The sequence below is a fragment of the Mesorhizobium sp. ISC11 genome, assembly GCF_037162595.1.
GTDB lineage: Bacteria > Pseudomonadota > Alphaproteobacteria > Rhizobiales > Rhizobiaceae > Mesorhizobium > Mesorhizobium ciceri.
On sequence record NZ_JAVSPW010000001.1, the window covers coordinates 6,282,428 to 6,295,295 of the forward strand.

Annotated in this window: 13 protein-coding genes; 10 read left to right on the plus strand and 3 right to left on the minus strand. The window is 63.0% G+C overall.

The window, feature by feature from the left end:
* Nucleotides 1–35 precede the first annotated feature (35 nt).
* Nucleotides 36–788 (plus strand): GGDEF domain-containing protein, encoded by a 753-nt coding sequence (locus tag RPF88_RS30315; protein WP_082826542.1) that lies wholly within the window; start codon nt 36–38, stop codon nt 786–788.
* 46 nt (nt 789–834) lie between these two features.
* On the opposite strand, the gene RPF88_RS30320 is transcribed toward RPF88_RS30315, so the two are convergent.
* Together RPF88_RS30320 and RPF88_RS30325 are read right to left on the minus strand one after the other, a co-directional pair.
* Nucleotides 835–2,382: a GMC family oxidoreductase gene (locus RPF88_RS30320; RefSeq protein ID WP_337123778.1), complete on the minus strand. Its 1,548-nt coding sequence runs from the start codon at nt 2,380–2,382 to the stop codon at nt 835–837.
* A 42-nt stretch (nt 2,383–2,424) separates the two neighbouring features.
* Complete coding sequence (locus RPF88_RS30325; RefSeq protein ID WP_013529856.1) at nt 2,425–3,102, minus strand: FadR/GntR family transcriptional regulator; 678 nt, start codon at nt 3,100–3,102, stop codon at nt 2,425–2,427.
* A gap of 203 nt (nt 3,103–3,305) precedes the next feature.
* Here RPF88_RS30325 and RPF88_RS30330 point away from each other — a divergent pair, with 203 nt between their 5' ends.
* The 9 genes from RPF88_RS30330 (at nt 3,306) to RPF88_RS30370 (ending at nt 12,404) form a co-directional block, all read left to right on the plus strand.
* Nucleotides 3,306–4,934 (plus strand): GMC family oxidoreductase, encoded by a 1,629-nt coding sequence (locus tag RPF88_RS30330; protein ID WP_337123779.1) that lies wholly within the window; start codon nt 3,306–3,308, stop codon nt 4,932–4,934.
* 290 nt (nt 4,935–5,224) lie between these two features.
* Nucleotides 5,225–6,376, plus strand: coding sequence for a cupin domain-containing protein (locus RPF88_RS30335; protein WP_024505127.1), 1,152 nt, complete (start codon nt 5,225–5,227; stop codon nt 6,374–6,376).
* 55 nt (nt 6,377–6,431) lie between these two features.
* Entirely contained in the window at nt 6,432–7,589 is a 1,158-nt protein-coding gene (locus tag RPF88_RS30340; protein WP_013529859.1) for an LVIVD repeat-containing protein, read from the plus strand.
* A 6-nt stretch (nt 7,590–7,595) separates the two neighbouring features.
* On the plus strand, nt 7,596–8,006 hold the full coding sequence (locus RPF88_RS30345) for a RidA family protein (protein WP_013529860.1): 411 nt from the start codon (nt 7,596–7,598) through the stop codon (nt 8,004–8,006).
* 26 nt (nt 8,007–8,032) lie between these two features.
* Complete coding sequence (locus RPF88_RS30350; protein ID WP_013529861.1) at nt 8,033–8,653, plus strand: glutathione S-transferase family protein; 621 nt, start codon at nt 8,033–8,035, stop codon at nt 8,651–8,653.
* Nucleotides 8,653–9,582: a 5-formyl-3-hydroxy-2-methylpyridine 4-carboxylate 5-dehydrogenase gene (fhmpcd1, locus tag RPF88_RS30355; protein ID WP_027163704.1), complete on the plus strand. Its 930-nt coding sequence runs from the start codon at nt 8,653–8,655 to the stop codon at nt 9,580–9,582. The genes RPF88_RS30350 and fhmpcd1 overlap by 1 nt, the downstream gene beginning before the upstream one ends.
* A 130-nt stretch (nt 9,583–9,712) precedes the next feature.
* Nucleotides 9,713–10,543: an ABC transporter ATP-binding protein gene (locus RPF88_RS30360; protein WP_337123780.1), complete on the plus strand. Its 831-nt coding sequence runs from the start codon at nt 9,713–9,715 to the stop codon at nt 10,541–10,543.
* The gene (locus RPF88_RS30365; protein WP_013529864.1) at nt 10,540–11,355 is read left to right on the plus strand and encodes an ABC transporter permease; all 816 of its coding nucleotides are present in this window, start codon (nt 10,540–10,542) and stop codon (nt 11,353–11,355) included. Before RPF88_RS30360 ends, RPF88_RS30365 begins: the two co-directional genes overlap by 4 nt.
* 38 nt (nt 11,356–11,393) lie before the next feature.
* Nucleotides 11,394–12,404, plus strand: a complete 1,011-nt coding sequence (locus tag RPF88_RS30370; protein WP_337123781.1) for an ABC transporter substrate-binding protein — start codon at nt 11,394–11,396, stop codon at nt 12,402–12,404.
* A 38-nt stretch (nt 12,405–12,442) separates the two neighbouring features.
* Here RPF88_RS30370 and RPF88_RS30375 read toward each other — a convergent pair whose 3' ends face one another.
* Nucleotides 12,443–12,868, minus strand: a complete 426-nt coding sequence (locus RPF88_RS30375) for a hypothetical protein (RefSeq protein WP_337123782.1) — start codon at nt 12,866–12,868, stop codon at nt 12,443–12,445.

Sequence of the window (12,868 nt, forward strand, 5' to 3'; positions counted from 1 at the left end):
GGCCTTATACAAGTCCATCCACAGGAGATCGGCCAGTGACAAAGACTATGGCGAGCACCACCGACCAGGCATGGAAAGGCGTCGCTTTGCTGACCTTTCTGGGAACCGCTGCAATCCTGGGCGTTTCCGTCGGTCTCAATTATCTGCTTCTGTTCTCCGAGGCGCTGACGCCATTTGGGCGCAGCATGGTCACGGCAATCCTGTTGCCTGTTGTTCTTGGTGTTCCGCTTTTTCTGTTCGTTGGATTGAAACAGATCGAGCTTCGTCGCTATCGCCGGGAACTCGACAAGTCGGCAACCTTCGACACCACGACCGGCTGCCTGAACGGAGCGGTCTTCACGTCGATGGTCGAAAAAAGAACCGCAAGGCCGTCGGTGCCGGGGCCGAAATCCGGCGCCTTCCTGGTCATCCATTCGGAGCATCTGCGGTCCATCAACCTGCGCTTTGGTCTTGAATGGGGCGATCAAGCCTTGCGGCTCATAGCCTCAACCATACAATCGTCAGTGCGCGCGGAGGATCTGGTTGGACGCATGGGGACGTCGATGTTCGGGGTTTTCCTCGCCGGCGCGACCGAAGCAGAAGCCAGGGAAATCGGCGAGCGTATCAGGGCGCGCATCGCACAAGTCTATTTCGCGCCAAAAGGCACCGAGGATGCCTTGACGGTCAAGGTCGGCGGCGTGGTGTTCGAGAACCAGGTGGAGTTCGCGGACATGTTCCGGTCCGCCGAGCAGCGCATGGCCGGCGTCCAGGACGGAGCGGCGTTTGAGCTGACGCATCTCCATAGCTGATAGTCGCCGGGAACCGGAGCCAGGGAATTGTCGGACGCGGACGCCCTCACGCTGCCGGCGGGGTAACCCGTGAAGACGCCGCCCAGGTTTCGGCGATGGCGACGATCGCCGCGTTGATCGGTCCGCTCGGGATCGCCGGCATCACCGAGGCGTCGACGACAAAGGCATTGTCGAAGCCGTTCAGCCGCAAGTCAGGATCGACGACGGCCTCAGTGTCACGACCCATCCGGCAGGTGCCGGCCGGATGGTGATGGGTGGAAGCAGCCCTGGCGATGAAAGCATCGAGTTCGGCATCGGACCGAACCGGTGCGCCTGGCAGGATCTCCGTATCGCGCCATTCGTCCAGGGCCGCATGATGGCCGACCATGCGCGCCCGCTTCAACGCCATCCTGAATGTCGCGCGATCGTGTTCGGTTTCCAGATAATGCGGATCGATGACCGGCGCATCGTTGCGGCCCGGGCCGCTCGGTGTGATGCGCCCGCGGCTTGTCGGATGGGTGACGCCGCAAAGGATGGTAAAGGCCGAGCCATAAAGCGGGGCATTCAGGCCCTCGGCCGCCGACGGAGCGACGACGCAGGCGAGCACGATATCGGGACTTCCCGTCGAGCGGGTCGGGTCGTCGCTGTGCAGATACATCAGCGATTCGGAGTGCTGCAGGCGGGAAGGCGGCACCGGCTTTTTGGTGCTGTAGACATTTCCAAGAGCCAGCAGATGATCCTGCAGGTTGCGGCCCACCTCGCTGCGATCGGCAAGGCAGCGTATGTCAGCCTGCTTCAGCGTATCCGGGCAACCAATGCCCGACCGCATGAGGATGAGCGGCGTGGACACGGCGCCCGCGCAAAGGACAATCCGGTCGGCACAGAGCGTTCTGGTCTGGCCCTCGCAGACCACGCTCACGCCCGTGACCTTGTGGCCGTCCAGCACCAGATGCTCGACCTCGTGGCCGGCGAGCAAGGTCAGGTTCGGCCGCGCCATGACCCGCGGCGGCAGATAGGCGTCGGCGACGCTCAGGCGCTTGCCGTCGCGTATGTTGAGTGAATTGGGGCTGGTGCCGACCAGCTCGCCGCTGTTGTGGTCGCTCAGGGCGGGAGCCCCCATGGATCGCCCGGCGGCGATGTAGGCACGCACGACCGGACTGACCTCGGCGTCCGGCAGATAGACGTCCAGCGGGCCGCTCCTGCCGCGTGTTGGCCCGTCGAAGGCGGTGAAGGCTTCGCTGCGGATGAAGCCCGGCAACAACCCCCGATAGGACCAGCGCTCGCCGCCGGCCTGTGCCCAGGATTCGAAATCATCGGCATGGCCGCGCACATAGGCCATTGCATGCAGGCAGCTCGAGCCGCCGACGATTTTGCCGCGCGGCCATTCATGGACGCGGTTGGCGGTGAAGGGCTGGGGCACGGTCCGGTAGCTCCAGTCGTAGGCGCGGCCCTGGAGCATCGTCCATTTCAGCGGGTCGGCGATGTCGGGATCGGCCGGCATCGTCCCGGCTTCGATGAGGCCGACCTGGTACGACCGGTCTTCACTGAGACGGCTGGCAACAACCGAGCCAGCGGATCCCGCGCCGATGACCAGCACGTCGAAATGACGTTTCAATTTGAAATTCCCCGCACAGGCTCGATGTCAGAGGTGATGCGATCACGCGGCAAAGGCGCCGGCATTCGACCGTTCCATGATCTGTCTCTGCACCGACAGAAGGTGCGCGCGCATTGCGGCCTCTGCCGCTTCGGGGTCGCGCTGCGAGATCGCTTCGGCGATCAGGCGATGCTCGCCGTCGCGGTGGGCGATCCGCTTGGGGCAGGTGGGTGCCGCGGTGCGCGCAACCTTCACCCGCGCATCGACACCGACCTGGCGCAGCATCTTGTAGAATTCCGCGGCGAGGTGGTTGCGGGCCGCGGCAACGATCGCGAGATGGAAAGCGAAATCGACCTCACCCGACGGGGCGTTCTCCGGCGTGGTTGCCGCGTCGAGGATCCGCGCCGTCTCGAAAGAGGAGGCGCGCAGCGACGCCAGTCGGGCAAGGCCCGGCTCCATGATCAGGCGCAATTCCAGGACCTCGATCGGATTGGTTACCCTGACCAGTTCCTCGCCATATCTCGGAAGGGCGGTCGGCGCCCGCCTGGCTCGCGCCGGTTTGAGGTCGCCCGAAAGGCGCAGCACTTCAAGCGCCTTGCGAAGCTGATGGCGCTTGACGCTCAGATGTTCCGCAAGATCGCGCTCGGACGGAAGCTTGCCGCCGCCCTGCTGCAACTGGCGGACCGCAGCGATGATGTCGTCGAGATCAGATGGTCCGACCTGCGGCTCGAATGCGCTCAAAACCAAATCTCCTGTCCGATCGGCAGACCGCCGACTCAACGTCCCGACATCATATTGTGACACGAAAACCTGTTCGACGGCACTCAACCAATTCAACCAATCTACAACTGTACGCAATGGTTGACAACACCAGTTGCGCGATGGTTGACTGCCCAGGTCGACGGTTGCCATCGCGGCAGACGTCTTTCTCCCGAGGATCACGCATGCCGGCTGGCGAAACCTTTGACTACGTCATTGTCGGTGCGGGATCGGCCGGCTGCGTGCTGGCGAACCGGCTGAGCGAAGACCCTGCCGTGTCGGTGCTTCTGCTGGAGGCGGGGGATTGGGACCGCGATCCGATGATCCACATCCCGCTCGGCTGGGGCAAGATACTGACGGAGCGCCGCCACGACTGGATGTATTTCTGCGAGCCCGAGGCCAATGTCGGCGGCCGCAAGGTCGAATGCGCGCGCGGCAAGGTCATCGGCGGCTCTTCCTCCACCAACGCCATGGCTTATGTGCGCGGCAATCGCGGCGACTACGATCGCTGGGCGGCAAGCGGCCTGACGGACTGGTCGTTCGACAAGGTGCTGCCCTACTTCAAGAAGCAGGAGCGCTGGGAAGCGGGCGAAAGCCGGTACCGTGGCGGCAGCGGGCCGCTGAACACCCAGTTCTGCCGCTACAAGGACGAACTGATCGATGCCTTCGCCACAGCCAGCCGTGATGCCGGATACCCGCAGACCGATGACTATAACGGCGCCATACAGGAAGGCTTCGGCCGGCTGCAGATGACAATTGCCAACGGCCGCCGCTGCTCGACCGCAACCGCCTATCTGCGGCCCGCCATGCGGCGCGGCAATGTCAAGGTGCTGACCGGCGCGATGGCGACGAAGATCCTGCTCAGGGATGGCCGCGCAGCCGGCATTGCCTACACCAGAGGCGGGGCGAGCCATGAAGTTCTGGCGCGGCGCGAAGTTCTGCTTGCCGGCGGCGTCATCAATACGCCGCAGCTGATGATGCTGTCAGGCATAGGCGACAGCGGCGAGCTGGCGGCGCATGGCATCGAGACGAAGGTCGATCGTGCGCAAGTCGGCAAGAATCTGCAGGACCACGTTTCGGTTATCGTGATGTATCGGCGCAAACAGCCTGGACCGTTTCTCAAGATGATGCGGGCCGATCGTATCGGGCTGGATTTCGTCAGGACTTATCTCACCGGAAAGGGCTTTTCGGGAGATGTGCCTGGCGGCGTCGTGGCATTCCTGAAAAGCGACACAAGCCGGCCGTTGCCGGACGTACAGCTGCTTTTCACCGCCGCGCCGCTTGGGGCATGGCCTTACATGTCGCCGTTCAAGGCGCCGTTCGCCGACGGCTTTGCGACCCGGATCGTTGCGGTGCAGCCGGAGAGCCGCGGCAGCGTCAAGCTGGCGTCGAGCGATCCGGTCGCCGCGCCCCTGATCCATCAGAATTTCCTGTCCTCGCAGCGCGACTGGCAGTCGCTTCGCGCCGGCTTTCGTGTTGCACGCAACCTTGCCAGCCAGCCGTCCATGACCCCGTTTGTCGGCGCGGAGTTCTTCCCCGGCCCGAAATGCGAGAGCGACGAAGAGATCGACGAGCATATCCGCAAGACCTCGATCACCGTGCATCATCCGGCCGGCACGTGCCGCATGGGCGTCGATGCGGCATCGGTGGTCGATCCGGAATTGCGGGTGCGCGGCATTGCCGGGCTTCGTGTCGTGGACGCCTCGGTCATGCCCGACCTCGTCTGCGGCAACATCAATGCGGCGGTCATCATGATCGCCGAAAAGGCCGCGGATCTGATCGGCAGCCGCGCTCAACAGAGCGTGGCGGCCTGATAAGGCGGCCGGAGTACAACCAAAGTCTTTTGGTTGAGACTGAAAAACTGCGTTGGTTGGACTGTCATGCACATCAGCATGGCCGTGACGAAGCGGTTTCACGCCCTGATTGTGAGCTGAATTTCGTGCATTTCCAGGCTGTTTCTGCCTATTTCTGGGCATTTGCCTCTCAAGAATGCACCTCAACCAAAAACTTATAAAATTCGCAATTTGGGTATTGTCGAGCAAAACCAATGCGAATACGGTTGAGTTGGTTAGAAGTATTTTCTTCGTGACGAGAGGTGTCCGATATGTCCCTGGCGCAACCAGCTAACGATGTGCTCACCAACAAGAAGGCTGCACTCAAGGGCCTCTATGACGCCCTCTACGCAAAGAACATGTTTCCGTTCTGGGCGACGTCGGAAGGCGTCGACCATGACGAGATCAAGCAGTTGATGGCGACGTCGAAAGCCGTTCCCTTCGTGTGGTCCTATTCGGACATCGAGCCCCTGCTCCAGCGCGCCGCCGAACTGGTGACCATGGACGACAGCGAGCGCCGTTCGCTGATCCTGGTCAATCCCGGCCTTGCGCCCAAGCGCGCATCGGTCAGCACCATGTACACCGCCTACCGCCTGAATGATCCCGACGAGATCATGCCGCCGCACAAGCACTCGCCGAGTGCTATCCGCTTCGGCCTGACGGGCAAGGGCAACTTCACCGGCGTCGAGGGCGAAGACGTGGTCTTCGGCCCGGGCGACATGGTGCTGACGCCCAACGACGCCTGGCACAATCACGGCACCGTTGGCGGCGAGCAGGCGGTCAACCTGTCGGTGCTCGACCTGCCGCTGGTCGAAACGCTGCATGCCGTCCATTTCGACCACAAATACACCGAGATGGTCGATGGCAAGGAAGTCGAGAAGAAGGTGCAGACCGCCCGCTATCCCAGCGACTACTCACAGCGCATCTATGGCGAAGGTGGCCTGATGCCGCGTTTCGTCGACCACAAGCGCGGCGGCGGCCTGTCGTCGCCGATGTATGTCTATCGCTGGGAGAAGATGGAAGCGGTTCTCGACGCCCACAAGGATTGGGATGGCGACCCCCATGAAGGCATCGTCATCGACTATGTCGATCCGACGACCGGCGGACCCGTCTTCCACACCATCAATTTCTACGTGCAGATGCTGCGCCCCGGCGAGAAGACCTTGCCGCAGCGTGAGACCGCCAGCCTGCTCTTGGCGCCGTTCCGCGGTAACGGCCATTCGATCATCGACGGCAAGCGCTATGACTGGAACCAGTTCGACACCATCGCCATACCCGGCGGTTCCTGGGTCGAGCATGTCAACGGCTCGTCGAGCGAGCCGGTGATCTTCTTCGGCGCCACCGATGCGCCGACGCAAAAGGCGCTGCTCCTCTACAAGCGCTGGGGCCGCAACCAGGCCGGCGATCTGCTCCGTCTCGTCTAGTTCCGGTCCTCCGGCAGGCAATGTCCGCGCCGCCATTGGCGGCGTGGACATCGAAATGGAATTTCAGCAGCAAGGGCGTATGCATTTGGTTTCGGCGTTCAACACAAAGCAGATCGGCCATGTCGACTGCCCAGGCGGCGGTCAGGTCTGGGTCGACGGCAACATCCTCTATATCGGCCACATGCGGCCGCCGAGCGGCACGACGCTGGTCGACATTTCCGACCCGCGCAATCCGCGCAAAATTACGACGATCGATGTCCCGCCCGGTTGGCACTCGCACAAGGTTCGCGCCAAGGACGGACTGATGATCATCAACCACGAGCGCTTTGGCGACGCCGGCCCGGCTGATTTCGGCGGCGGACTGGCGCTCTACGACACCACCAAGCCGGCACAGCCGAAGCTCATCTCGAAATGGATAACCGGCGGCAAGGGCGTCCACCGCTACGATTTCGACGGCCGTTACGCCTACATATCGCCGACCGCCGACGGTTATGTCGGCAACATCGTGATGATCCTCGACCTGATCGATCCCGCGAAGCCGGTCGAGGTCGGACGCTGGTGGATACCGGGCCAGTGGACCGGGGGCGGCGAAGAGTATCCTTGGCACGACTATGTCACGCCGCGCTGTCACCATCCGCTGCGAATGGGCGACAGGCTCTATGTCAGCTACTGGCATCATGGCCTGTTCATCCTCGACATTTCGGACATCACCAAGCCGAAGCTGGTCTCGCACGTCAATTCGAGCCCGAGCTTTCCGCATCCCACGCACACCTGCCTGCCGATTCCACAGCCGCTCAAAGGCCGCAACATCATGGTGGTGGCGGACGAGGATGTCGCCAAGCTTCGGCCATCGCCGCCGGCCTTCACCTGGATTTACGACATCACCGACGAGACCAACCCGTTGCCGATCTCGACCTTCCAGGTGCCGGGCCTCGACACGGACGGTTCACCGCAGCCGCAGATGACCGGCTGCCATCAGCCTTCCGAGCGGTTCAATGGAACCGTCATTCCGTTTGCGTGGTTCGCGCAGGGGCTGCGCCTCGTCGACATCGCCGATCCGTTCGCGCCAAAGGAAGTCGGTCATTTCATGCCCGACGCGCCGGAGGGCGCGGAGCGTTCCTCGTCCAACGACGTGACCATCGACGACCGCGGCATCGTCTACCTGATCGACCGCATCCGCGGCGTCGACATCATCGAAACCAGCGTTCTCTAGGGGGATATGTTGAGCGACAGCACGCGAAAGTCCGCCAGCCACTACGCCATCGGCAACAAGAACCCGAACCTGCCGTTTCATCCGGCGGTGCGTGCCGGCGATTTCATCTTCGTCTCGGGCCAAGTGCCGAAAGACGAGAACAACAACATGATCAGCGGCACGATCGAAGAAGAGACGCTGGCGACGCTGAAGACCATCGCGCGCGTCATCGCGCATGAAGGCGCGACGCTGTCGGATGTCGTGCGGATCACCACCTATCTCGAGGATACGCGCGATTTCGGCCGCTACAACAAGGCGTTCCTCGAAGGGATCGGCGACGCCGTTCTGGCGCGCACGACCGTCGAGGCAAAAGCGGTCATCAACACCAAGATCGAAATGGACGCCATCGTCTACAAGCCGCTGCCGGCGAGCAAGTAGGCCCTGGACACTAGCGAGGAGAAGACATGTACAAGCTGTTAGGCCGCCAGACATCAGGCAACGTCCAGAAGGTGCTCTTCATGCTCGAAGAGCTGGGAGCGTCCTACAAGCGCGAGGATTATGGCCGCCAGTTCGAGAACACGCAGACGGCGGAATACAAGGCGCTCAACCCGACCTCCAAGGTGCCGACGCTGGTCGACGGCGACACCGTGATCTGGGAGTCCAACACCATCCTGCGCTATCTCGCGGCATTCGGCGGCGAACAGTTGAATGGCGCTACGCCGGCGGAAAAGACCGAGGTCGAGCGCTGGATGGACTTCCTGCTGGCGGCAGTCAATCCGGGCTACCTGGCGGCCTTCAAAGGCGCCAAGCTCACGCCCGAGGAACAGACCGCCGAATACAAGGAACAAGTGAAGGACCTTGTCGCGCAGCTCAAGATCGTCGACGGCCACCTGGCCGGCAAGGACTTCCTGGCGCTCGGCAAGCTGACCCTTGCCGACATTGCCTGCGCGCCGATCCTGAAGCGCTGCGTCGACTTCAAGATCGACCGGCCGTCAATGCCCAATCTGGAGCGCTGGGTGGCCGCGATCGCCGCTCGGCCGGCCTTCAAGGCGGCAACCACTGCTGCTCCCGCAAAGGCCGCATGATGATCAAGCGCGCCGCTCTCATCGGACTGGGAACGATGGGTCCAGGCATCGCCGCGCGGCTTTCGCGCGGCGGGCTCGATGTGACGGCGTATGACGTTTCGCCAGGGGCAATCGAGCGCGCCCGCGGCATGCTCGATCTTGCCGGCGGCGTGCTCGACCGTCTCGACATCGAGGCGCCCGGGACTGGTGCCGGCAAAGTGCGTTTCGTCGAGACGATCGCCGAGGCCGTCGATGGCGCCGAACTGGTGATCGAGAACGTGCCCGAGAATATCGACATCAAGGCGCAGACCTATCGTGACATCGATCCGCTGATCGGCCCGTCCGTCATCGTCGCGTCCGACACGTCGGGCATTCCGATCACCAAGCTGCAGGCGCATATCTCGCATCCCGAGCGGATGGTCGGCATGCACTGGTCGAACCCGCCGCACATCATCCCGATGATCGAGGTGATCGGCGGCGAGAAGACCGCGCCTGAAACCGTGGCTGCTATCCGCGATCTCATCCGCTCGATCGGCCTGCTGCCGGTGGTGGTGAAGAAGGACGTTCCAGGCTTCGTCGAGAACCGCGTGCTCTATGCGCTGCTGCGCGAGGCGGTCGATCTTGTCGAGCGCGGCGTCATCGAGCCGGAAGACCTGGACACCTGCGTGTCGTGGGGCATCGGCTACAAGATCGCCGTCATCGGCCCGATGGCGCTGCTCGATATGGCGGGGCTGGATATCTACAAATCCGTCTCGTCCTTCCTGAACGCCGATCTCTCCAACCGCGACGATGTCGCGCCGATGGTGCTGGAGAAGGCGGCTGCGTCGAAATTCGGCATCAAGTCGGGCGAGGGCATGTTTGCCTACACGCCCGAGCAGACAAAGGCGCTGCAAGGTGAACGGGCGCGCAAGCTCGTCGCGGTGCGGCGCATCCTGGAAGGCCGGGAGTAGCCAATGTCACATGGTGCGCACAGGGCCAGCCGGTTTGAGGAGTTCCACCGGTCGGCTGTTTGTGTGAAGGGCGCCTTCGCCATCAAGATGGTGCGGGTGCGGCAGAAAACAGCGCGCGGGGCGACAAGCCATGCGCATTGAAATCATCCGAGCCGCCGGCGACAGGCCGGCCCATATCCGCCATGACGATCTAATCTCCGCCAAGGGCGTTTCGGTGGTCATGGCCCGTCAGCTGATCCTCAGGAACATCGATCTTTCGGTGCCAAAGGGATCATTCGTTTCCCTTATCGGTCCTTCCGGATGTGGCAAGAGCACCTTGCTCAAGGTGCTGGCCGGGCTGGTGCAGCCTACCCAGGGCAGCGTTTCGATCGCCGGGCTCGCGCCGGTCGAGGCGGCGCGCAAGCGGATGATCGGCCTCGTCTTCCAGGACGCCAACCTGCTCCCCTGGAAAAACGCCGTCGACAATGCCTCGATGCTGCTCGGCATCGCCGACAAGTCGCTCTCGCGCTCGGATCTGCGGGCGCGCGGGCAGGAGATGCTGGAACTGGTGGGGCTGGGCGACAGCGCCCACAAGCGGCCAAACGAGCTGTCGGGCGGCATGCGGCAGCGGGTCGCCATTGCACGGGCCCTGGCGCTCGATCCGGCGGTCCTGCTGATGGACGAACCGTTCGGCGCGCTCGATGCCATCACCCGCGATTCGATGGGCCAGTCGCTGCTGGAGATCTGGCAGCGGACCGGCAAGACGATCGTGCTCGTCACCCATTCCATCGACGAGGCCATCCATCTGTCGCGCCATGTTCACGTGCTGGGGATCAAGCCGGGACGGATCACCGAGAGCCTCGACATTGCGCTGCCTTACCCGCGCGACCTGTCGGTCACCGAAGATCCGGAGTTCGTCAGGCTGGTGGTCCAGTTGCGAACGATGCTGCGCTCCAGCCATCAACCGGGAGGCGCGTCTTGAGCGACCAACCCATAATCGACCTTTCCGAGCCGCGCCTCGCCTCCAGCTGGAGTGCGGCGACCGGCAGCTGGCTGCCGGCTGTCATCCTCCTGCTGGTGACGATCGTGCTGTGGGAAGCCGCGGTGCGGATCTTTGCCATATCCGCCTTCATCATTCCCGCCCCGTCCGAAATCGCGAAGTCGCTGGTGGCGCAATGGGGCACGCTGATGCAGGCGACGCTGGTGACGGCGGGCGAGATCCTGTTCGGCTTCCTGGTCTCGGTCGTGGTCGGCATTGCCATTGCGCTGGTCATCGTGCGCTTCGATTGGTTGGGACGCGCGCTGTATCCACTGGTGGTGCTGTTCCAGAACGTGCCGAAAGTAGCCCTCGCGCCGATCTTCATCCTCTGGTTCGGCTATGGGCTGGCGCCCAAAATCGGCCTGATCCTGGTCATCGCCTTCTTCCCGGTGACGCTGTCGATGCTGGCGGGCATGCAATCGGTCGACCGCTCGCTGCTGTCGCTGATGAATTCCGTCGGGGCCAGCCCGACGCAGATCCTGTTCAGGATCCGCGTTCCGCACTCGCTGCCGAACCTGATGGCCGGAACCAAGATCGCCGCCACGTTGAGCGTGATCGGCGCCATCGTCGGTGAGTTCGCCGGGGCGTCGGACGGTCTCGGCTACGTCATCCAGTTCGCGTCGACCCAGCTCGACACGGCGCTGGTCTTCGCAGCGCTGCTGCTCGTTTCCGTGCTTGGCATCGCCTTCTACTACGCCGCCGAAATCCTAGAACGCATCGTGGTGCCGTGGGCGCCGAAATTCAGCCAATCCTAGGCCCGCTCGATCAACCAAATTCATAAAAGGGAACAAAAATGCTGAGACGCTCACTTATCAAGGCCGCTACCTTCGCGGCGTTTGTCACGGCACTCGGCTTCTCCAGCGCGGCTCTGGCGGCGGACAAGGTCAACGTCCAGCTCGACTGGGTCGTGCGCGGCAATCACGCCATGTTCTTCGTCGGCAACGAAAAGGGCTTCTTCGCCAAGAACGACATCGATGTGGCCGAGATCCGCAAGGGATCCGGCTCGCCGGACGCGATGCGGCTGGTGGGCAATGAGAACGCGGATTTCGGGTTCGGCGATCTTCCCACGCTTGCCGTCGCACGGTCGCAGAATGTCCCGGTCGTGGCGCTGGCAGCCGTCAATCAGCACTCGCCGCTGGGGATCATTTCGCTGGCCAAGACGCTGAAGCTCACCAAGCCGTCCGACCTCAAGGGACTGACCATCGGCATTCATCCGGCCGGTTCCACCTACATCTTCTTCAAAGGCTTCCTGGCCGCCAACGGCCTGACCGAAAAGGACATGACGCTGAACAGCGTCTCGCCTCCCTATGAAAGCTATTTGCTGCTTGGCCGGGTTCAGACGGTCGTCGGCTATATCGATGCGGAGGTTCCCGAACTGGAAGCGAAGGCCGGGGGCCCCGGCTCGCTCAGCATCATGATGGGGGCGGACTATGGGTGGAAAGCCTATGGCTCGGGCCTGTTCACCTCGCAGGCGATGATCAAGGACAAGCCGGACGTCGTGCGCCGCTTCGTCAAGGCATATAGGGAGGCCTTCGACTATGTCGTGGCTCATCCGGAAGAGGCCGCCGAGATCACGGCCAAGGCAGCGCCCGGCTATGCGGACAAGAAGGACGTACTGCTGGCGCAGATCAACGCCGACATCGCCTCGACGTTCACCAGCCCCGACACCAAGGAACACGGTCTCGGCTGGATGACGAAGACGCAGTGGGAGGAGACTCTGAAGACGCTGACGGACCAGGGCGTGCTCAAGGCGGCTCTGTCGGCGGACGACGTCTTCACCGACGCGTTCCTGGCGAAAGAATAAGAGGCTCGCGATGTTCGAACGGACGCAGGAATGAGCGCCTACCGGCAGACCAGGCTGTCCTGCGCCATGGCGCAGGACACATCACGCTCGCCTTTCACCGCATCGGTGCGGTCGAGCGTGATCTGCACGCGGGTGGCATATGCTCGGCTCGCCAGACCGCACCACAGCCGCTCGACGGGCAGGTTCTCGCGCTTGTCGTTGAGGATCGTGAACGTGCCGGTCTTCGCATCGAACCAGAGCTCGACGCGGGTCTTCTTGCCCGGCTCGATCGTTGCGATCCCGGCCGAATACCAGTGGGCGAAGTCGGCGTTGCAGGAGAGGCCTTCGCTGCCCGCATTCGAAATCGTCAACGGAACCATGTCGAGCCCGTCAGTGCCGGTGCGGACGGCGACATGGTGCAACTCAACCGCGTTGGCGAAGGACGATAACGCCAGCATCACCGGAAGGGCATAACGGATCTTCAC

Excerpts from the sequence above, each read along its gene's own strand:
- RPF88_RS30330 (WP_337123779.1), top strand. The coding sequence starts at position 3,306 with ATGCCGGCTGGCGAAACCTTTGACTACGTCATTGTCGGTGCGGGATCG.
- RPF88_RS30335 (WP_024505127.1), top strand. The coding sequence starts at position 5,225 with ATGTCCCTGGCGCAACCAGCTAACGATGTGCTCACCAACAAGAAGGCT.
- RPF88_RS30340 (WP_013529859.1), top strand. The coding sequence starts at position 6,432 with ATGGAATTTCAGCAGCAAGGGCGTATGCATTTGGTTTCGGCGTTCAAC.
- RPF88_RS30345 (WP_013529860.1), top strand. The coding sequence starts at position 7,596 with ATGTTGAGCGACAGCACGCGAAAGTCCGCCAGCCACTACGCCATCGGC.
- RPF88_RS30350 (WP_013529861.1), top strand. The coding sequence starts at position 8,033 with ATGTACAAGCTGTTAGGCCGCCAGACATCAGGCAACGTCCAGAAGGTG.
- fhmpcd1 (WP_027163704.1), top strand. The coding sequence starts at position 8,653 with ATGATCAAGCGCGCCGCTCTCATCGGACTGGGAACGATGGGTCCAGGC.
- RPF88_RS30360 (WP_337123780.1), top strand. The coding sequence starts at position 9,713 with ATGCGCATTGAAATCATCCGAGCCGCCGGCGACAGGCCGGCCCATATC.
- RPF88_RS30370 (WP_337123781.1), top strand. The coding sequence starts at position 11,394 with ATGCTGAGACGCTCACTTATCAAGGCCGCTACCTTCGCGGCGTTTGTC.